Source organism: Geothrix terrae, from assembly GCF_022808775.1.
Classification (GTDB): Bacteria; Acidobacteriota; Holophagae; order Holophagales; family Holophagaceae; genus Geothrix; species Geothrix terrae.
The window spans coordinates 186,661-206,835 of sequence record NZ_JAKZLA010000003.1; the positions used below are offsets into that span (position 1 = coordinate 186,661).

The following is a 20,175-nucleotide window of genomic DNA, read 5'->3' on the forward strand; positions in this document are numbered from 1 at the left end:
CGAGGTTCCCCATGCGCATCCGTCCCCCCTTCGCGATCCTCCTCCTGGCCGCGGGCCTGCTGGCGGCGCCGCCTGCGGCCGTCGTCCACGGCGGCGCCGGCAGCCCCCGAGCTCGCATGGACGGCACGGATCCGGCCGCGGCGAAGGCCCTGGCGGCCCTGAAGGCCGGCGGCAGCGCCCTGGACGGTGCCCTGGCCGGCGTGGTGGCGCTGGAGGACGATCCCCGCTTCAACGCCGGCACCGGCGCCAACATCCGCCTCGATGGCAAGACCATCCAGATGGACGCCGCGTGCATGGACGGCGCCACCGGCGGCTACGGCGCCGTGGCCGCCATCGAGCGCGTGAAGAACCCCGTGCTGGTGGCCCGCAAGGTCATGGACACGCCCCACCTCCTCATCGTGGGCGAGGGCGCCACCCGCTTCGCCCGGGCCATGGGCTTCCCCGACTACGACCCCACCTGCGCCGAGAACAAGGCCCGCTTCCAGCGCGTGCAGGCCATCCTCAAGGGCTCCGACCCCCGCCAGATCGAGGCCTGGAAGCGCTACGACTGGAAGAAGGCCTGGAACTTCCCCACGCCCCTCAAGGAGGCGCTGGGCTCGCCCGACACCGTGGGCTGCGTCACCCGCGACGCGAAGGGGAACTTCGCCGCCGCCATCAGCACCGGCGGCACCACCATCACCTTCTACGGCCGCGTGGGCGACGTGCCCATGTTCGGCGCCGGCATCTACGCCGGACCCAAGGGCGCCGTGGCCTGCACCGGCAACGGCGAGGACATCATCAAGCATCTGGTGGCCAAGACCACGTACGACCTGCTGGCCCAGGGCCTCCCCGCCCAGGAGGCCGTGGACCGCGCCCTCAAGGCCTTCCCGCCCACCATCGACCTCGGCCTCGTCGCCGTCGGCCCCGCCACCACCGGCGGCGGCTGCAACTACAGCGCTGAGAAGAAGGCCTTCGTCACCGACTACCGGAACCAGATGGCGTGGAGCGTCCGGGAATAGCCTCAGGCCCTCCGCATCATCTGCGCGATGAGAAACGCCATCTCCAGGCTCTGGCTGCGGTTGAGGCGGGGGTCGCAGCCGCTCTTGTAGGCGCGCTCCAGGTCGGCCTCGTCGAGGCCCTCCACGCCGCCGGTGCATTCGGTGACGGGCTCGCCGGTGAGCTCGAAGTGGACGGCGCGGAGCCGCGAGCCGTGGGCGCGGTGCACGTCGGCCACCTCCTGCAGCTCCTGGAGGATGTCGCCGAAGGCCCGGGTCTTGAGCCCCCCCTTGGTCGTCCGCCCGTTGCCGTGCATGGGGTCGCAGCTCCACAGCACGGGATGGCCTTCGGCCCTCGCAGCCTCGATGAGCGCCGGGAGGACGCGCCCGGCCTTGCCGGCGCCGAAGCGGGTGATGAGGGTGAGGCGGCCCGGCTGGCGCTCCGGATCCAGCTTGGACAGCACCTGTCGCAGCTGCTCCGGCGTCATGGAGGCGCCGACCTTCAGGCCGATGGGGTTGGCCAGGCCGCGGATGTACTCCAGGTGGGCGCCGTCCAGCTGGCGGGTGCGCTCGCCGATCCAGAGGAAGTGCGCGCCCAGGTTGTAGTGGGCCTGCTTCTCCGGGACCCAGCGGGTCAGGGCCGTCTCGAAGGGCAGGTGCAGGGCCTCGTGGCTGGTGAACAGCTCGCCGGTGCGCAGGTGCTCGGGGAGGCCGCCCAGGCACTTCACGAAGTCCAGGGAGGCCCGCACCTGCTCCAGCGTCTCCAGGTAGTGGCCCGCGTCCTCGCGGCTCCAGGGCAGGTCCCAGTGCTCGGGGTTGTGCAGGTCCGCGAAGCCGCCATCCACCAGGGCCCGCAGGTGGTTGAGGGTGGCGGCGGCGCGGTGGTAGGCCTCCAGCAGGCGCCGGGGGTCGGGCTCGCGCTGGTCCGGATCGAGCCCGTTGATGAGGTCCCCGCGGTAGACAGGCACCCGGCGGCCGTCCACCAGCTCCGTGTCCCCGCTGCGGGGCTTGGCGTACTGGCCCGCGATGCGGCCCAGATGCACCACGCCCGTGCGGCCGCCGTGGGTGATGAGCACGGACATCTGGAGCAGCACGCGCAGCTTGTCCTGGATGAGGGGCCCGCGGCAGTCCGCGAAGGCCTCGGCGCAGTCGCCGCCCTGGAGGAGGAAGCGCTTCCCTGCGGCGGCCTCGGCGATCAGGCTCCGGAGGTGGTCCACCTCCTCGGCCACCACCAGGGGCGGCAGCTCCCGCAGTTCCGCCAGGGCGGCATCCACGGCGGCGGCATCGCGGTAGCGCGGCTGCTGGGCCGCGGGCAGGCCGCGCCAGGAATCCGGGGCCCAGGTCATTCCCGTCATCGCGCCACCTCCGTGGCCCGCGGGTAGCTGCCCAGCACCTTCAGGGAGGCGCAGGCGCCCCGCAGTTCGGCGAGGGCCTCGGCCATGGAGGGCTCCTCCGCGTGGCCCTCCACATCCAGGAAGAAGGCGTACTCCCACAGCTTGCGCCGGGTGGGCCGACTCTGGATGCGGCTGAGGTTGAGGCCCCGCCGGGCCAGGGGTTCCAGCAGGCGCAGCAGGGCGCCGGGACCGTCCTGGGCCATGGCCAACAGGGTGGTGCGGTCCCGGCCCGTGGGCTCGGCGGACTTGGGCCCCAGCACGAGGAAGCGCGTGGCGTTGGCGGCCAGGTCCTGGATCTTCGTCTCGGCTACGCGGAGGCCGAAGAGGTCCGCCGCCAGCTCCGAGGCCACGGCAGCGCCCTCGGCGTCCTCCCGGGCCAGGCGGGCGGCCTCCGAGGTCGAGGGCGCCTCGATGCGGTCCGCCCTGGGCAGGTGCGCCTCCAGCCAGCGGCGGCACTGGCCCAGGGCCTGGGGGTGGGAGTAGACCCGCCGCACGCCGCCCATGTCCAGGCCGGGGCGCAGCAGCAGGGCCTGGTCCACGGGCAGGAGGATCTCCGCGCAGATGGCCAGGGGGCTGTCGAGGAAGGCATCGAGCGTGGAATCCACCGCACCCTCGGTGGCGTTCTCCACGGGCACCACGCCGTAGTCGGCCCGCTGGCGCTCCACGGCCTGGAACACCGCCTGGATGGTGCCCTGGGGCAGGGCCTGGCCGGAGCCGCCGAACTGGTGGCGCGCCGCCAGGTGGGTGAAGGTGCCCTCGGGCCCCAGGAAGGCCACCCGCAGCGGCTTCTCCAGGCTGAGGCAGGCGCTCATGATCTCCTGGAAGACCGTGCGCACGGCCGGGGCCGGGAAGGGCCCGGCGCTGGCGGCCTCCAGGCGGGCGAGCACCTCCCGCTCCCGGGCGGGGGCATGGAAGGGGGCCTCCGGCGCGGCGGCGGTCTTGAGGCGGCCCACTTCAGCCGCCAGGGCCGCCCGGCGGTTCAGCAGGGCCAGCACCTGGTCGTCCACGGCATCGATGGCCTGCCGGAGGCCGGGGAGGGACGGGATCTCGGTCATGGGGTCCTCCTGAAATGCGAAAACCCCCGAGCCTTGCGGTCTCGGGGGCGATGGTTCGAAGCGGTTCCGGTTCTAGACGCCGCCTACCCTCGCACCCGAGGTGCGAAAGCTAAAGAAGAAGGCGCGGGAGGCGGTCATCACGGTCTAGACACCTTGCCGGAAAAGGCCTTGGCCTGCAAGGGAATTCAGGGGAAACGCGAAGGGCGCGAATGAAGGCGCGAAGACCGCGGACAGAAGTTCGGCCCAAGGAGGACACCTTTTCAGCCTTCGCGCTTTTCTTAGCGCCCTTCGCGTTCCGCCTTTGCTATTCCTGGCCTCAGGCCCCGAGGCAGGCCAGGACCTCGGCCAGGCAGGCGGTCCACACCTCGTCGGGGGTCTCGTCCAGGAAGAACTCCACGGCATGGCCGGCGGGCCGGGCCTCGGGGTGCTGCGACCAGGCTTCGAAGAGGGCGTCCAGGGGGGCGGCGTCCAGGGCGTTGCGGCGGAGCTTGTGGGATTTCCGCGTGCGGTCGGGATCGGGCCCGCGCAGGCAGACGCCCTCCCGGCGGGTCGCCACGAAGGTGAAGACCTGCACCCACTTGCCGTCCATGAGCTGGTTGAAGTGGAAGAAGGCCCCGTGGTGGCTGCGGGAATAGTCGAACACCCGGTGCTTCCCCCGCCACTTGGCCGCCCAGAGGGTGAGGATGGCGGCCAGCCGGGCCCGCTCCGAGGCATGCTTCAGGCAGCTCTGGGCGTAGGGCAGGAATTCGTCGAGCAGGTCCACAGGGAGGCCTCCGGGGCCTCCACCCTACCGCAGGCCCGGTCTCACCCGGGACGCCATTCCACGCAACCTGCCGCGGCTGAGGACGCCCCCTCTTGGACGAGGGCGATGTGGCGGAATCGATTCAGAGTCTCGATCCGGCCACATCACCTCCCGCCGCTCCCCCGCCGGGCCCAGAAGGAGGTCCCGATGGCCCCTGCGGTCCCACTGCCTGGAGGTGTTCTCCGGAAGCCCTTCCGAAGGGGCCAGTTGGTGACCCGGGTGCGGTGGCCCCCTGGTGGCAGGGGCCGGATATTAACAACCAAATAATCCATACAGAATGATTGATACCCTAGCTAAGTCCTTATGATTCCAGGCCCCTGTGGCATGAGTCACAAGTGTCCCCGATTAGGTTTTTAGACACAGAAATCCCCGGGCGGTCATCGCATGCTGAACGGATCTGGAGGCATCCATGTCCGACCCGGCCCGCCCGCTCATCACCGCCGAGAACCTGCCCGCGCCGCACTGGCATGCCACCCACCAGGAAGCCCAGAAGCAGCTGACCGACATGGCCAAGGCCATCGGGGCCGGAGACTGGAAGCGCGTGGATCAGGGTGCACGCTGGGTCTACGAGGAGCTCAAGCCTCACAACGAGGCCGAGGAGCGGGAGCTGCTGCCCCTGCTGGAGGAGCTCGGGGCCGAGGCCCTGGTGCAGCGCATCCAGGACGAGCACCGCCAGATGTGGGACCTCACCCTCCAGTTGCTCTCCGAGATCGACGAAGGCCAGGTCCGGGCGCCCCAGGCCCTCACGCTCCAGGGGCAGCGGCTCGTGGACCTGGTCCGCGACCACATCGAGATGGAGGAGCGGCTCATGCTGCCCCTCCTGAAGGGCAGGTCCATGTACTGGTCCGACGAGGAGACCCAGGACGGCTACCTCATCCTCGAGAAGAAGCTCATCGCCCCCGAGACCTGGTCCTTCATCGTGCAGGCGCCCCAGGTGGCCCGCGGCCGCAAGCCCGGCCAGTTCTTCATGGTGGCCCCCTTCCCCGAGAGCGAGCGCATCCCCCTCACCCTGGCGGGTGGCGACGCGAAGAAGGGCTACATCCACTTCATCATGCAGGAGGTGGGCGCCACCACGAAGGCCATGGGCAGGCTCAGCGCCGGCGACCGCCTCTTCGCCGTGGCTGGCCCCATGGGCACGCCGACGGAGCTGATGGAGGAGGGCACCATCGTGCTGATGGCGGGCGGCTACGGCTCCGCCGCCATCCTGCCCGCCGCCGAAGAACTCCACGCCCAGGGCCGCCGGGTCATCACCATCCTGGGCGGCCGCAGCAAGGAGCGCGTGCTGCTGGCCGACGAGCTGGGCGCCGCCTCCGCCGAGCTCATCGTCACCACGGACGACGGCACCCTGGGCCGCCAGGGCCTGGTGACCGACGCCCTCAAGGACATCATCGCCCGCGAGAAGGTCGCCCAGGTGGTGGCCGTGGGCCCCCTGCCCATGATGCGGGCCGTCTCGGACCTGACCAAGCCCCACGGCATCTTCACCCTGGTGAGCCTCAATGCGCTCATGGTGGACGGCACGGGCATGTGCGGCGGCTGCCGCGTCAGCGTGGGCGGCCAGACCAAGTTCGCCTGCTTCGACGGCCCCGACTTCGACGGCCACCAGGTGGACTTCAACATGCTCCGCATGCGCCAGGACTGGTACAAGGCGGAGGAGCACGACGCCTGCGATCCCTCCGAGTGCAAGATCGGCCGCGTGGCCGCCACGGGCCCCGTGGACTACTCCAAGTACCTGAACGAGCCCGTCACCGAGCTGGACTGGCAGAACCTGGATCTGAACACCATCAAGCCCAGCCAGAAGATGAAGATCCCCCGCCAGGAGATGGCCTGCCAGCCGCCTGAGCTGCGCGTGTGCAACTTCGACGAGGTGAGCCTGGGGCTGTCACCCGAGCAGGCCCGGCTCGAGGCCGCCCGCTGCATCCAGTGCAAGCACCCCGCCTGCATCGAGGGCTGCCCGGTCAACATCAACATCCCCGCCTTCCTCATGGAGATCGTCCACGAGGATCCACAGGGCGCCGCCCGCATCATCAAGGAGAGCTCCTCGCTGGGTTCCGTCTGCGGCCGCGTCTGCCCGCAGGAGAAGCAGTGCGAGATCAAGTGCGTGGTGGGCATCAAGGGCCTGCCCGTCTCCATCGGCCGCCTGGAGCGCTATGCCTCCGACTCCATGCTGGGCTCGGACGAGCTGCCCCCGGTCGAGGCCCCCACGGGCAAGAAGGTGGCCGTCATCGGCGCGGGCCCCGCGGGCCTCACGGTGGCCGGCGAGCTCATCAAGAAGGGCCACCAGGTCACGGTCTACGACGCCCTCCACAAGCCGGGCGGCGTGATGCTCTACGGCATCCCCGAATTCCGCCTGCCCAACAAGATCGTGGACCAGGAAGTGGGGACCCTCCGCCGCCTGGGCGTGAAGTTCATCATGAACACCCTCGTGGGCCGCAGCATGACCCTCGATGACCTGCGCAAGGACCACGACGCCATCTTCATGGGCACCGGCGCCGGCCTGCCCAAGATGATGGGCATCCCGGGCGAGGAGTACAAGGGCGTCTACACCGCCAACGAGTTCCTCACCCGCATCAACCTCATGCGCGCCGACCTCTTCCCGGAGTACGGCACGCCGGTGACCGTCGGCAAGAACGTCATCATCGTCGGCGCCGGCAACACGGCCATGGATGCCTCCCGCGCCGCCCGCCGCATGGGCGCGGAGAAGGTCACGGTGGTCTACCGCCGCACGGTGAAGGAATCCACCGCCCGCAAGGAGGAGCTGGAGCACGCCATGGAGGAGGGGGTGGAATTCAAGTACCTCACCACACCGGTGCAGCTCCACGGCAACGACAAGGGCTGGATGACCCACGCCGAGTGCGCGGTCATGGAGCTGGGCGAGCCCGGCCCTGACGGCCGCCGCAGCCCCAAGATGACCGACGAGCGCATCATGATCCCCTGCGACACCCTGGTGGTGGCCCTGGGCTTCGATGTGAACCCCCTCATCGCCCAGACCGACAAGGGCCTCAAGACCCTCAAGGGCGGCGTTGTTGTCGTCGACAACGAAACCGGCGAGACCTCCCTCCCCGGCGTCTTCGCCGGCGGGGACGTCATCACCGGCGGCGCCACCGTGATCCTGGCCATGGGTCAGGGCCGCCGGGCCGCCGCCGCCATCCACCGCCGCCTCGTGGGAGCACCCCAGCCTGCGGTCTGACCACCGGACCAACTGTGATGAAATTGACCCAGCCATCAGATATGATGAGCCTGCCGTGTCGTCTGTACCGGCCCCCTTCTCCACTGCATTACCTGTCGTGAGATCTGTTCTCGAATACGCCCCGCGTACCACCCCGGAAGGAGCGAAACCATGAGCCAGCGAGTCATGAAGACCCTGGATGGGAACGAGGCCACCGCCTCGGTCGCCCATCGCCTCAGCGAAGTCATCGCCATCTATCCCATCACGCCCTCCTCGAACATGGGCGAGTGGGCGGACGAGTGGAGCTCCCAGGGGAAGACCAACGTCTGGAAGACCATTCCCTCGGTCATCGAGATGCAGTCCGAAGGCGGCGCCGCCGGCGCCGTCCACGGCGCCCTCCAGGCCGGCAGCCTCACGACGACCTTCACGGCGTCCCAGGGCCTGCTCCTGATGATCCCGAACATGTACAAGATCGCCGGCGAGCTGACGCCCTTCTGCATGCACGTCACCGCCCGCACCCTGGCCGCCCATGCCCTCAGCATCTTCGGCGACCACTCGGACGTGATGGCCTGCCGCCAGACCGGTTTCGCCATGCTGAGCTCCGAGAGCGTCCAGCAGGCCCACGACTTCGCGGCCATCTGCCACGCCGCCACGCTGCGCAGCCGGGTGCCCATCCTCCACTTCTTCGACGGCTTCCGCACCAGCCACGAGGTCGCCAAGATCGAGATCCTCAATGACGAGGACCTGCGCCACATGGTGCCCGACGAGCTGGTGGCCGAGTTCCGCAAGATGGCCCTGACGCCCGATCACCCGATGATCCGCGGCACCGCCCAGAACCCCGACACCTTCTTCCAGGCCCGCGAGGCCTGCACGCCCTACTACGCGGCCTTCCCGGCCATCGTGCAGCAGGAGATGGACCGCTTCGCCGCCCTCACCGGCCGCCAGTACCGCCTCTACGACTACTTCGGCCATCCCGAGGCTGAGCGCGTGATCGTGACCATGGGCTCGAGCTGCGACGTCACCCACGAGTACGTCGAGTGGGCCATGAAGCAGGGCGAGAAGGTCGGCGTGCTCAAGGTCCGCCTCTTCAGGCCCTTCGCCATCCCCGAGTTCGTCCGCGCCCTGCCCGCCTCCGTGAAGAAGATCGCCGTCCTGGACCGCTGCAAGGAGCCCGGCGCCCCCGCCGATCCCCTGCACCTGGACGTGATCGCCGCCCTCCGCGAGGGCCGGGAGCTGGGCCACACCAAGCTGGATCCCATGGTGATCGGCGGCCGCTACGGCCTCTCCTCCAAGGAGTTCACCCCGGCCATGGTCAAGGGCATCTACGAGAACCTGGCCAAGGATGCGCCGAAGAACCACTTCACCGTCGGCATCATGGACGACATCAGCCACAGCTCACTCACCTACGACGCCAGCTTCGACGTGGAACCCGCCGACGTGACCCGCGCCCTCTTCTACGGCCTGGGCGCTGACGGCACGGTGGGCGCCAACAAGAACTCCATCAAGATCATCGCCGAGGAGACCCCGAACTTCGGCCAGGGCTACTTCGTCTACGACTCCAAGAAGTCCGGCGCCATCACCATCAGCCACCTGCGCTTCGGGCCCCGCCCCATCAAGAGCGCCTACCTGGTGACCAAGGCCAACTTCATCGCCTGCCACCAGACCAGCTTCCTCGACAAGTACGAGATGCTCGAGACCGCCGTCGAGGGCGCCACCTTCCTCCTGAACACGCCCCACAGCGCCGAGACGGTCTGGGACACCCTGCCCGTGGAAGTGCAGTCGGCCATCGTCGAGAAGAACCTCAAGCTCTACGTGATCGACGCCTATGAAGTGGCCAAGAACACCGGCATGGGCGTGCGCATCAACACCATCATGCAGACCTGCTTCTTCGCCATCTCCGGCGTGCTGCCCCGCGAGGAGGCCATCGAGCAGATCAAGAAGGCCATCAAGAAGACCTACGGCAAGAAGGGCGACGCCATCGTCCAGAAGAACTTCGTGGCCGTGGACGAGACCCTGGCCCACCTGCACCAGGTGACGGTGCCCGGCAAGGTGACCGCCACCCGCAAGCGGCCGCCCATGGTGGCCGACGAGGCCCCGGACTTCGTCAAGCGCGTTACCGCCGTGATGATGGAGGGCAAGGGCGACCTGCTGCCCGTCAGCGCCTTCCCCGTGGACGGCACCTGGCCCGTGGGCACCACCAAGTGGGAGAAGCGCAACATCGCGCTGGAGATCCCCGAGTGGGACGCCTCCATCTGCATCCAGTGCAACAAGTGCGCGATGGCCTGCCCCCACGCCGCCATCCGCGCCAAGGTCTACGATCCCTCCGAGCTGGAGGGCGCGCCGGCCACCTTCAAGGGTGTGGATTACAAGGGTCCCGAGTACAAGGGCCAGAAGTACACCATCCAGGTGGCCCCTGAGGACTGCACGGGCTGTACCCTCTGCGTGGAGGTCTGCCCCGCGAAGGACAAGAGCAACCCCAAGCACAAGGCCATCGACATGGTGCCCCAGGCCCCGCTGCGCGAACCCGAGGCGGCGAACTTCAAGTTCTTCCTCGACCTGCCCGAGGCTGACCGCACCACGGTCAAGCTGGACGTGAAGGGCACCCAGTTCCTGGAGCCGCTCTTCGAGTTCTCCGGCGCCTGCTCCGGCTGCGGCGAGACGCCCTACATCAAGCTGCTCACCCAGCTCTTCGGCGACCGCACGCTCATCGCCAACGCCACGGGCTGCTCCAGCATCTACGGCGGCAACCTGCCCACCACGCCTTACACCGTGAACAAGGACGGCCGCGGCCCCGCCTGGGCCAACAGCCTCTTCGAGGACAACGCGGAATTCGGCCTGGGCCTGCGCCTCTCCGTAGACAAGCACCAGGAGTTCGCCCTGGAGCTGATGCACCGCCTGGCGGCGAAGCTCGGCGACGAGCTCATCACGGGCATCGCCACCGCCGACCAGACCACCGAGGCCGGCATCAAGGCCCAGCGCGGGCGGGTGGAAGCCCTCAAGCAGAAGCTGGCGGGCCTCAAGGAGCCCGAGGCCAAGATGCTCTACGACCTGGCCGACTACCTGGTCAACAAGAGCGTCTGGATCGTGGGCGGCGACGGCTGGGCCTATGACATCGGCTACGGCGGCCTCGACCACGTCCTCGCCTCCGGCCGCAACGTGAACGTCCTGGTGCTCGACACCGAGGTCTACTCCAACACGGGCGGCCAGGCCTCCAAGTCCACGCCCATGGGCGCCGGCGCCAAGTTCGCCATGGCCGGCAAGGCCATGCCCAAGAAGGACCTGGGCATGATCGCCATGACCTACGGCGGCATCTACGTGGCCAAGGTGGCCTTCGGCTCCCGCGACATGCAGACCGTGAAGGCCTTCCAGGAGGCCGAGTCCTACAACGGCCCCAGCCTCATCCTCGCCTACAGCCACTGCATCGCCCACGGCTACGACCTGGCCCACGGCGCCGACCAGCAGAAGCTGGCGGTGGACTCCGGCCACTGGCCGCTGTTCCGCTTCGACCCCCGTCGCATGGACAAGGGCGAGACCCCGCTCCAGATGGACTCGGGCGCGCCCAAGATCGAGCTCGGCCAGTACGTGCGCAACGAGACCCGCTACCGCATGATTGAGCAGCAGAACCCCGAACACTTCAAGAAGCTGCTCGCCCAGTCGCAGCACGACACCAGCAACCGCTTCTCGGTCTATGAACAGCTCGCGAAGCTCTCCATCAAGGGCAAGGAAAGCTGAAGGGGGAATCCATGAACCTCTCCACCACCTACCTCGGCCTCAAGCTGGCCCATCCGTTGATGGCGGGCGCCTCGCCCATGGTCGACGACATGGGCATGGTCAAGCGCCTCGAAGATGCCGGTGCCTCCGCCATCGTGATGCACTCGCTCTTCGAGGAGCAGATCACCCGCGAGGAAGAGGGCACCATCATGGACATGCAGCTCAGCTCGCATTCCAGCGCTGAGGCCCTGTCCTACTTCCCGCAGCCCGACGACTTCCGCCTGGGGCCTGAGAAGTACCTTGAGCAGATCCACCGCATCAAGGCGGCAGTCTCGGTCCCGGTCATCGCATCCTTGAACGGCACCACCCCCGCGGGCTGGCTGCACTACAGCCGGCTCATGGAACAGGCCGGCGCGGACGCCCTGGAGCTGAACGTCTACTACCTGGCCACGGATCCCAGGGAATCCGCCGCCGAGGTGGAGAAGCGCACCCTCGACGTGATCCGGGTCGTGAAGTCCCAGGTGAAGATCCCCGTCGCCGTGAAGCTCTCGCCCTTCTTCTCCTCCCTGGCCCACTTCGCCGGCGAGCTGGAGGCCGCGGGCGCCGACGGACTGGTGCTCTTCAACCGCTTCTTCCAGCCCGACATCAATGTGGAGGAGCTGACCGCCGAGCCGAACCTCCAGCTGTCCAGTCCCGAGGAGCTGCTGTTGCGGCTTCGCTGGCTGGCCGTGCTGCGCAGCCACGTGAAGGGCAGCCTCGCGGTCACCGGCGGCGTCCACGATGGCATCGGCGCCCTCAAGGCCGTCATGGCGGGCGCGGATGCCGTCCAGATGGTCTCCGCCCTCCTCATCCATGGCCCCGAGCGGCTGGCCCAGTCCCGCGCCGCCCTGGAGGAGTGGCTGGACGAACACGAATACGAGTCCCTGGCCCAGGCCCGCGGCAGCATGAGCCTCCAGAAGTGCCCCAGCACCCAGGCCTTCACCCGCGCGAACTACATGCGAATTCTCAATGGCTGGAAGGCTTAATGCCTTCTTTTACCCACAAGGCCCCCGGAGAACCGGGGGCCTTGTCCATTGTGAAAGAAATCACACTCTTTGGATGTGATTGACCTGAAGATCGTCTATCATTCTTGATCGAATCATCTTCCATTTCCGTGTAGGTGACCATGCTCCCACTGTCCCAGTCCTCCGGTTACGCAGTCCTGGCCATGAGCTGCCTCGAGGATCCCGGTGGCAAGCCCACGCTGGTGGTGGACGTGGCGGCCCGCACGGGCTTCCCCCGGCCCTACCTCTCCAAGATGATCCACAAGCTCGCCAAGGTGGGCCTGGTGCTGGCCAAGCGCGGAAACAAGGGCGGCGTGGTGCTGGCCCTGCCCGCCAAGGAGATCACCCTGGACCTTATCGCCGAGGCCGTGGATGGCTCCGAGTGGCGGAACCAGTGCCTGCTGGGCTTCAAAGAGTGCAGCGACGAGCGGGCCTGCCCCGCCCACACCTTCTGGAAGTCCGAGCGCGACCACATCCATCGCTGCCTGAAGGACATCTCCCTGGAGGAGATCCGCGCCTTCGAGCAGCAGAGCCGCACCTGGCGTCTGGCGGATGCGCTCCCGGAGAAGAAGCTCAAGCCCAAGCCCAAGAAGGCCGCCAAGCCGGCCGGGGCGAAGGCGCCTGCCCGCAAGCCCGCGGCCGCGAAGGCCACCGCGAAGAAGGCCTGATCACTCGATCCTGATCGTCCGCCCCTGATCTTCAGGCGTGAGCGTGATCCCGCTCCGCCTCGACCGTGGTCAGGAAGCCATGGTCGGCGCGGAAGCGCTCCACGCCCGGATCCTGATGACGGGCCATGTCCGCCAGGGTGACGGAGCGCAGCCGCACCAGGATCTCCTGCAAGGTCTGCTTCCAGTAATCGTGGAGCACGCAGGGCGTCTCCTCCGTGCATCCGGCCAGCCCCATCAGGCAGCGCTTGCGCCAGGCCACGCCGTCGATGGCCTCGGAGAGGTCCTCCAGCGTGATCTCGGCCGAGGGCTTGGCCAGGACGACGCCGCCGTGATGGCCGCGGCGGGCGGTCACCAGCCCCTTCTTGGCGAGCTTGTGGACAAGCTTCGAGAGGTAGGATCTCGGGATGCCGGTGTAGTCCGCCACGGATTCCACCAGGACCGGTTGCCCACCGGGCTCCTGGAGGCATCGCATGGCGCGCAGCGCGTAACCGGTGGTCTGTGACAAGGGGAGCACACGCACCTCCATAGAGAGGGTTGTCTTGAGGCCTCATCAATGAGGATCCGTCGGTAATCTAACGAGTCAACCACCCTTGTGATCTTCGTCACCATCTGGATGGAGATTGTAAAAAAACACAGACCCATCTCACCCCCCTTCGTAAGAATTCGACCCGGATCCTTGGCGGATTCCGGGTCGAAGGAGGTGGTGGAAGGGACGGGGAGTCCCGCCCCTTCCAGGCTGTGGTGGCTGGCTAGTGCACCTTGGCGGGGTCGAAGGTGGCGCCGGCCCCGTGGCAGGTGCCGCAGGACTCCCCGGCCAGGTTGAGGCCGCTGCGGAGCACCAGGACCTGCCCGCCCTGCTGGTTCATATGGGCCTTGGCGATGGCGCTGTCGTGGCAGCTGACGCAGGCGGCCGTGAAGGGCGTGGTCACCAGGTCATTGGCGTTGTTGGTGGCCAGCGCGGCCTTGGCGTCCGCCGGGGTCCGGTTGGTGCCGTTGAGGAACACGCCGTTGTCCGCTTCCTGGCGGGAGGCCAGGGCGTTGGCGGGCACGCCGCTGTAGCCGGTGGGGGTATGGCAGCTCTGGCAGTTGTTCAGGATGCCAGGGAAGCCGATGTTCGCCCCGTCGATGAGGTTGATCGCGGACGGCGTCCGATCGCGGGCGATCTTGATGGAGTCGTTGCGATCCTTCCCGGCGTGCAGGCCGTGGATCATGTCCTTGAAGTTGTTGGTGACCTGCGGAAGCGCCAGGGCGGCGTTCGGCAGGGTCTTGTCGAACTGCCAGGCGGTGAGGATGGCCTGGTCCGCGGCCGTGAAGGCATAAGCCTGGATGGCAGTGTCCGAGATGCCGCGGCCGCTGGTGGTCAGGCCGGGCACGTGGCACTGGACGCAGACCTGGACTTCGTAGACGCGGTTGCCGCCGTGGCCTTCGAACCACTCGTGGCACTTGGCGCACTTGGCGGAATCGATGACGGTGCGACGGGCGGTGTCGCCGGTCACGGTCTTGATGACCGAGATGGCGTGGCGGGCGACGTTACCCGTGGAGATGATCTGGGTGAAGTAGCCCTGCAGGGACACGGACCGCATCTTCGCCCCGACGGGGAAGATCTTCGTGCCCACCAGGTTGGCGGTGTAGTAGCCGCTGGCATCGGGGCCGGAGAGGGTCCCGCGGGTGGCGGCGTAGTTGGGATCCAGCAGGTTGGCGATGGAGACGCTGATGGGCTGGAAGTTGGAGGAGCCGCTGCCGAGGTTGTTGTAGTCGGCGGGGGCGGCCACGCCGTCCTGGGGCTGGGCGTAGGCCAGCAGGAAGCTGGGGGAGCCCGTGAAGCCGTCCAGGGGGTTGGCCATGCCGGCCGCGGGGGCCAGGAAGGTCGCGTCGGCGCCGTCCACCTTGACCTTGAAGACCACGGTCGCGGTCGTGTCGGTGGCCGCGGCGGACTTGATCTCGTAGGTGACGTTCTTGAGCCCGGCGGGGATCGACGGATTGTTGGGCGTCACGTTGTTGGCCATGTGATAGGTCGTGATCGCGTCCGACGTGTGGCAGATGGTGCAGGCCTGGTCGTCGGTCACGGGGACGTTGGTCCCGGGCATGTGGTTCACGCCGGTGGCGAAGTCCACCTGATCGTGACAGGAGCCGCAGGCCAGCCGGGTCGGCTTGGTGTTCCAGTTGGTGGACTGCGGAACATTCGAGTGGCACTTCAGGCACATCTTCTGGCCGCCATCGAGGATGGAGTAGCCGATGTTGTTGTAGAGCACGTTCGCGTAGTTGTAGCCGGTCTTGGTCAGCTCCTTGCCCATGTGGATCTGGTGCACCATCGTGGGGAAGTCGCCAGCGGCGGCGCCGTTGACCTTGTAGGTGCTGCCGGTGTACCCGGTGGCCGTGGTGGTGGCTTCGGCGCGGCCGAACTTGCGCTGGTCCGTGTGGCAGACCACGCAGTAGCGGGCTTCGACGCGGCCGCCGCCATGGAAGGCCAGCTTGCCGTGGCACTCGTTGCAGCGGTTGATGGAGACGACATCGCGGATGTCCGTGCCGGCCGCCACAGCGGCGCCGGTGGAAGGCACGAAGTCATAGATCACGTTGATGGGGTTCTCCAACGCGACACCCGGGGTGAGCGTCACGCCGTCGGCCGTGTTGCTGCCGGTGCCGCGCGCGTTGCCGGAGAACTGCAGGGCGATGCGGTGGACGAGGGTGGGCGCGTAGGTCACATCACCAAGGTCGGCCTTGGCGCTGGGAGCCGTATAGGTCGCCGCGTCCAGGGCCGCCTGGACCTTGGTGATGTCACGGTAGAAGGTGTACTGATAGGTGCCGTCGCCGTTGTCCACCAGGGTGCCGGTGTTGTCGGTGGTGGGCCGTGTGGGAGCGGCCGCGGCGGTCGTGGTCGGAGTGCTGGTCACGATGTAGCTGACCCACTTGCTGGGGGCCTTGGTGGTGGCATCCTCGGGCACCAGCTTCGCGATGGCGAAGGCCAGGTTGGGATAGCTGGCCGCCACGGCGGTGGAGCTCTTCGAAGTGGCCGCGCCGAGGCCCACGATGGGCGTGCCGGCGGCGTCCGTGAGCTTGAAGCTCACCACCGGGGCGGCGCCCATGGTGACACCGGTGATCTGGCCCACCGGCTTGAGGGCGGCCCACTGCTCCGGCGCCAGCTTGGCGATGTCGACAAGCGGAACGGCATTGGTGCCGTTCGTGCCGTTCGTGCCGTTCGTGCCGTTCGTGCCGTTGAGGCCGTTCGCGCCGGCAGGACCTGTCTTGCCGTCGCAGGCGATGAGCGCCAGAAGCGCCGCGGCCGTGACGAGAGCTCCGCAGAGCTGTTTCAGAGGTCTCTGTTGCATGCTTCATGCTCCTTTCAGGGAGTCGAGCTGCGTTGTGGGGTAGGGGTTGGAGAGGGATTCCGTCGTATCAGCGCAGTCGTCGCCTCCTGCGAGCACGAACACTGGAGAACGCCTCCCGGGAAGGGCGTGCCCCGCACGGGCGATGGCCTGTGACACGGACACCACACACCTCCCGGTAGGAATGTTCCGTCAGGGATTCGTCAATGATGATCTAACGGTAATTTAATGAGTCAACCACCCTTGTGACTCGAGTCACCGCCTGATTCCTGTTTGGAAAATTAAATGGAGCTCACCGAAACCATAGATCTCTTCCCATGTAGCAATAAGCTGCATAGTGGACCTCCACGGCAGCAGATTTTCCAACCTTCCGCTGAGACTCAAACGCGCCCTTTCCCGGCCGGCCATCGGAAAACCGGGACCCGGAGCCTGAAGGCGCCGGGTCCCGGAAGGGGTGGGACGGCGGACCAGGACCGAGGCCCTGGTCCCTCGCGTCACTTGAACGTCATGTGGACAGCCTTGATGTCGGCCGTACGGCCGGGGCCGTGACAGACCATGCACTGCTCCACCTTGAGGAGCGCCGTGGCGCGGGGTTCATAGAAGGCCCCGCCGTTGCCCCGGAAGTGGGCGATCTCCGCCGTTGAGTCGTGGCAGCTGGAGCAGGCCGCGGTGATCGGCGAGCTCACCAGGGTGGTCGGGGCCGCGTCCGTATAAGGCGTGGCGCTACCGGTCGCGAAGTTGGTCGCGAAGCCCGAGCCATAGGCGGTGCCGGCCGTCACGAACGGCGAGTAGTAGGTGCCCGGAAGGACATCCGTGCCATCGCCCTTCACGTAGTTGATCGTCGCAGGCATGGTGCCGGTGGCGACGGTCGTCCACAGCAGGTTGGGCAGGGCCGCCTGGCTGGCGCTGTTCCTGAAATCGTAGGAGCCGGGCACGTGGCAGGCCTCGCAGTTGTTCAGGATGGCCGGGTAGGTGACCTCCCAGTAGTAGTCGCCCGCGGAGACTTCCCACGAGTACTTGTTGGCCCGCTTGTCGGCGGCGTGGATGGCATGGACCGCATCCTTGATGTTCACGCCCCACCCGCTGTTCACGCGGTTCACGTTGTGGCAGAAGGTGCAGGTCGGCGCGTCGTTGCGCTGGCCCGCGTGGTACACCTTCTCGGTGAAGATGCCCAGCGTGGCGTGGCAGTCGTTGCACTTCTGGTTGCTGACGATGGCGCGACGGGCCGCACTTCCGCTCACCTGCTTGATGACGTTGGGCGCCGGGACGCTCACACCGCCCTGGCCGGTGCCCAGGACCTGGACCCACTTGCTGGTGGTCGTGTTGAAGGTCACCTGCAGGGGCATGTAGGCGTAGCCCGCCACGTTGGTCTGGGTCAGGGGCTGGGTGGAGCTCAGGCCGTAGGTGTAGCCGATGCCGCCGGTGAGGTTGATGGCCGTGGCGGGGATGGCCACACCCGTCATGGTCAAGGTGTAGTAGCCATCGGTGTCAGGTCCGGCAAGAGTCCCGGCCTGGGTGGCCGCGAGGGCGTTCCCGTACTGGTCCTTGCCGTCCCCCCGCCAGATGTTCTTGACATAGGTGCTGACCGTGGCGTTCCAGTCGGCCGGAGTCGCGATGCCGTCCTGGGGCACGGAGAAGGCCAGGTAGACGCTCGGCCCACCCGCGTAGTTGTCCCAGAATTCCGGCGTGGTGGTGGTGTCCACGAAGGTCTTGAAGTCCTTCCGGAGGCCGTCCTCCAGGAACCGGAAGACGAAGACCGGCTGCCTGCTGGCATTCAGGCTGACGGACTTGAAATCCCAGGTCACGATGTGGGCGCCGCTGGGCAGGATGCCCGTGTAGCCGGCCACGTAGGACGCGTTGGTGTTGTTGTTGCCCCCGGAGACGAGCCAGCCGTTGTTGGCATTGGGCACCACCACCGGCGTATGGATCACCTGCATCTGAGAGGCGCCGTGGCAGCTGACGCACTTCTGGTCGTTCGTCTGTGCGCCCCCTGCATGGTTGACACCGCTGACCCAGATGATGGAATCATGGCACCCGCCGCAAGCCAGGCGGCTGGGTACAGCGGTCCAGTTGTCGCCCTGGGGCGTGGTGGTGGTCTGCGTGTGGCACTTCGTGCAGTTCCGCAGGTCCTGCGGGTAGGTGACCTCGTTGTAGGGCAGGAACTGGTTGTAGCCCTGGTAGTAGAGGAGGTCGCCCGTGTGGATGTGATGGACCATGTTGGGGAAGTTGGCCAGGGCCATGCCCTGCAGCTTCTGGGTGCTGCCGTAGACGCCATTGGCCAGCAGGACGTTGCCGGAGGACGGCAGGGAATCGCCGCTGGCGTACTTCAGCTGATCCGTGTGGCACACCACGCAAAGGTGGGTGTCGGTGATGGCCGGGAAGAAGTTGGCGTGCATGGACAGCTTGGTGTGGCAGGCATTGCAGGAGGCCGTATCCACGATCACCCGCTCCGTATCGGTGGCCGCGACCGGCTTCCCGGTGGAGGGGATGAAGTCGTAGTAGAGGTTCGCCGAGCTGAGCACCTGAGTGGTGGTACCTGGCTGGGCCCCGCCCGCGGTCACCATCATGCGGTGGGTCAGGGTCGGATCGTAGGTCAGGTCGTCGAGATCGGACTTGAGGTGGCTGGCGTCATAGACGGCCCCGTCCACGTAGTCCTTGGCCTTCGTGAGGTCCAGGGCGAAGGTATAGGTATAGGTGCCGTCCAGGTTGTCCTTCAGGGTCCCGTTGTTCTCAGGCTCAGTGAAACCAGGTACGGCCGCCTGGCCCTCGGCCGGGGTGGTCACCACGTTGTAGCAGACCCAGCGGCTGGGACTGCCGTTGGTCCCCGGCACCAGCTTGGAGATGGCGAAGGCGAAGTTGGTGTAGTTCCCGCTCGCCGCCTTGGCGGCGAGGCCACTCACGGGAGTGCCCACACCGTCCGTGATGGTGAAGTTCACCACGGGCGCACTGCCCATGGTGACGCTGTTGACCGTGCCTTTGAGGGTCAGCTGGGCCCACTGGTCGCTGGTCAGCTGGGCGGCATTCACGGTGATGACGGCGTTGGTGCCGTTCGTACCGTTGGTACCGTTCGCGCCGTTGGTGCCGTTGGTGCCGTTGGCACCGGCCGGACCCGTCTTGCCGTCACAGGCGATCAGCGCCAGGAGCAGGGTGGTGGCCGCGATGGCGCCACAGAGGTGTTTCAGGGGCCGGTGTTGCATGGTTCATCCTCCTTGAGGGAATCGGATGTGTGAATGGATGAGCTGCCGGGAGGGTTCAGCCGGGCATGTACTGACCGCCATCCTCCGGATAGGGGAGGGTCGCGGTCAGTGCATGGCCGGTGGTCTGTGGCATGGGGAGCACACACCTCCTGAGCAGCAACTCCATCAGGATTTCGTCAATGAGGATCCACCGGTAATTTATGAAGTCAACCGACCTTGTGACCTCTGTCACACGATCCGTGACAATGGACCGACTTCGGAAAGTCCCCGCATGAAAAAGCCCCCGGGACGATCCCGGGGGCCTGGCTGGGGGTGGTGCCTGAGCCTAACGCGTCTGGGGTTTCACCCCGGGCTGCCGGGCCACGATGCGCTTCCGGAGGGTCTGGAAGAGGTCGTTCGGCAGGACGTTCTTCGTCACCAGGAAGGCCTTGGAGAGGTAGGGACGGCCCGCGATGATCTTGTCGGCATAGGCGTCCGTGATGCCCGGAAGGGCCTTCAGCTGGTCCTTGGTGGCGCTGTTGATGTCGATGGCCTTCGCCTCCGCTTCGGCCTTGGCCTTGGTCCGGGCCTTGACCTTGGCCGCATTGGTCTTGGCTTTGGCTTCCCTGGCGGCCTTGGCGCTCTTGGATTCAGCCTTTCGCGGCGGCTCGGTCTCCTGGGCCCGCAGGGGGGTGGCGGGAGCCAGCAGGACCAGAGTGGCTAGGGTGGCCAGGGCCATCTTCAGGAGGGGAGTCTTCATGGGAACCTCATGGGCCGGGGCCGGGATCCGGCCTGCGCGGCAGTATAGTCCATCGGCCGGATCGGCCGGATTGATCAGAACGAGGACCCGGAGCTGGAAGGCA

The 20,175-nt window shown here is 67.3% G+C and carries 12 protein-coding genes; 5 read left to right on the top strand and 7 right to left on the bottom strand.

Annotated elements, in window-relative coordinates:
* Positions 1–11: 11 nt before the first annotated feature.
* A complete protein-coding gene (locus MLE42_RS06835; protein WP_243287136.1) occupies positions 12–998 on the top strand; it encodes an isoaspartyl peptidase/L-asparaginase in 987 nt (328 codons plus the stop codon).
* A gap of 2 nt (positions 999–1,000) precedes the next feature.
* Here MLE42_RS06835 and MLE42_RS06840 read toward each other — a convergent pair whose 3' ends face one another.
* The 3 genes from MLE42_RS06840 to MLE42_RS06850 all read right to left on the bottom strand — a co-directional run bounded on the left by MLE42_RS06840 (position 1,001) and on the right by MLE42_RS06850 (position 4,186).
* Entirely contained in the window at positions 1,001–2,329 is a 1,329-nt protein-coding gene (locus MLE42_RS06840; protein WP_243287137.1) for a 3-deoxy-7-phosphoheptulonate synthase class II, read from the bottom strand.
* Positions 2,326–3,423, bottom strand: coding sequence for a prephenate dehydratase (gene pheA, locus MLE42_RS06845; protein ID WP_243287138.1), 1,098 nt, complete (start codon positions 3,421–3,423; stop codon positions 2,326–2,328). Before pheA ends, MLE42_RS06840 begins: the two co-directional genes overlap by 4 nt.
* A 316-nt stretch (positions 3,424–3,739) precedes the next feature.
* Positions 3,740–4,186 (bottom strand): hypothetical protein, encoded by a 447-nt coding sequence (locus tag MLE42_RS06850; RefSeq protein WP_243287139.1) that lies wholly within the window; start codon positions 4,184–4,186, stop codon positions 3,740–3,742.
* Positions 4,187–4,634: 448 nt separating this feature from the next.
* Here MLE42_RS06850 and gltA point away from each other — a divergent pair, with 448 nt between their 5' ends.
* The 4 genes from gltA (at position 4,635) to MLE42_RS06870 (ending at position 12,813) form a co-directional block, all read left to right on the top strand.
* Positions 4,635–7,412 carry an NADPH-dependent glutamate synthase gene (gltA, locus tag MLE42_RS06855; protein WP_243287140.1) on the top strand — a complete coding sequence of 926 codons (2,778 nt, stop codon included), beginning with the start codon at positions 4,635–4,637 and terminating at the stop codon, positions 7,410–7,412.
* A 150-nt stretch (positions 7,413–7,562) separates the two neighbouring features.
* The gene (nifJ, locus tag MLE42_RS06860) at positions 7,563–11,123 is read left to right on the top strand and encodes a pyruvate:ferredoxin (flavodoxin) oxidoreductase (protein WP_243287141.1); all 3,561 of its coding nucleotides are present in this window, start codon (positions 7,563–7,565) and stop codon (positions 11,121–11,123) included.
* A gap of 11 nt (positions 11,124–11,134) precedes the next feature.
* Positions 11,135–12,127: a dihydroorotate dehydrogenase-like protein gene (locus tag MLE42_RS06865; RefSeq protein WP_243287142.1), complete on the top strand. Its 993-nt coding sequence runs from the start codon at positions 11,135–11,137 to the stop codon at positions 12,125–12,127.
* A gap of 140 nt (positions 12,128–12,267) precedes the next feature.
* Positions 12,268–12,813 carry an RrF2 family transcriptional regulator gene (locus MLE42_RS06870; RefSeq protein ID WP_243287143.1) on the top strand — a complete coding sequence of 182 codons (546 nt, stop codon included), beginning with the start codon at positions 12,268–12,270 and terminating at the stop codon, positions 12,811–12,813.
* A gap of 31 nt (positions 12,814–12,844) precedes the next feature.
* Here MLE42_RS06870 and MLE42_RS06875 read toward each other — a convergent pair whose 3' ends face one another.
* The 4 genes from MLE42_RS06875 to MLE42_RS06890 all read right to left on the bottom strand — a co-directional run bounded on the left by MLE42_RS06875 (position 12,845) and on the right by MLE42_RS06890 (position 20,072).
* A complete protein-coding gene (locus MLE42_RS06875) occupies positions 12,845–13,327 on the bottom strand; it encodes an RrF2 family transcriptional regulator (protein ID WP_243287144.1) in 483 nt (160 codons plus the stop codon).
* A gap of 235 nt (positions 13,328–13,562) precedes the next feature.
* On the bottom strand, positions 13,563–16,139 hold the full coding sequence (locus tag MLE42_RS06880) for an OmcA/MtrC family decaheme c-type cytochrome (protein WP_243287145.1): 2,577 nt from the start codon (positions 16,137–16,139) through the stop codon (positions 13,563–13,565).
* 491 nt (positions 16,140–16,630) lie between these two features.
* On the bottom strand, positions 16,631–19,333 hold the full coding sequence (locus MLE42_RS06885) for an OmcA/MtrC family decaheme c-type cytochrome (protein WP_243287146.1): 2,703 nt from the start codon (positions 19,331–19,333) through the stop codon (positions 16,631–16,633).
* 325 nt (positions 19,334–19,658) lie between these two features.
* Complete coding sequence (locus MLE42_RS06890) at positions 19,659–20,072, bottom strand: ComEA family DNA-binding protein (RefSeq protein WP_243287147.1); 414 nt, start codon at positions 20,070–20,072, stop codon at positions 19,659–19,661.
* Positions 20,073–20,175 lie beyond the last annotated feature (103 nt).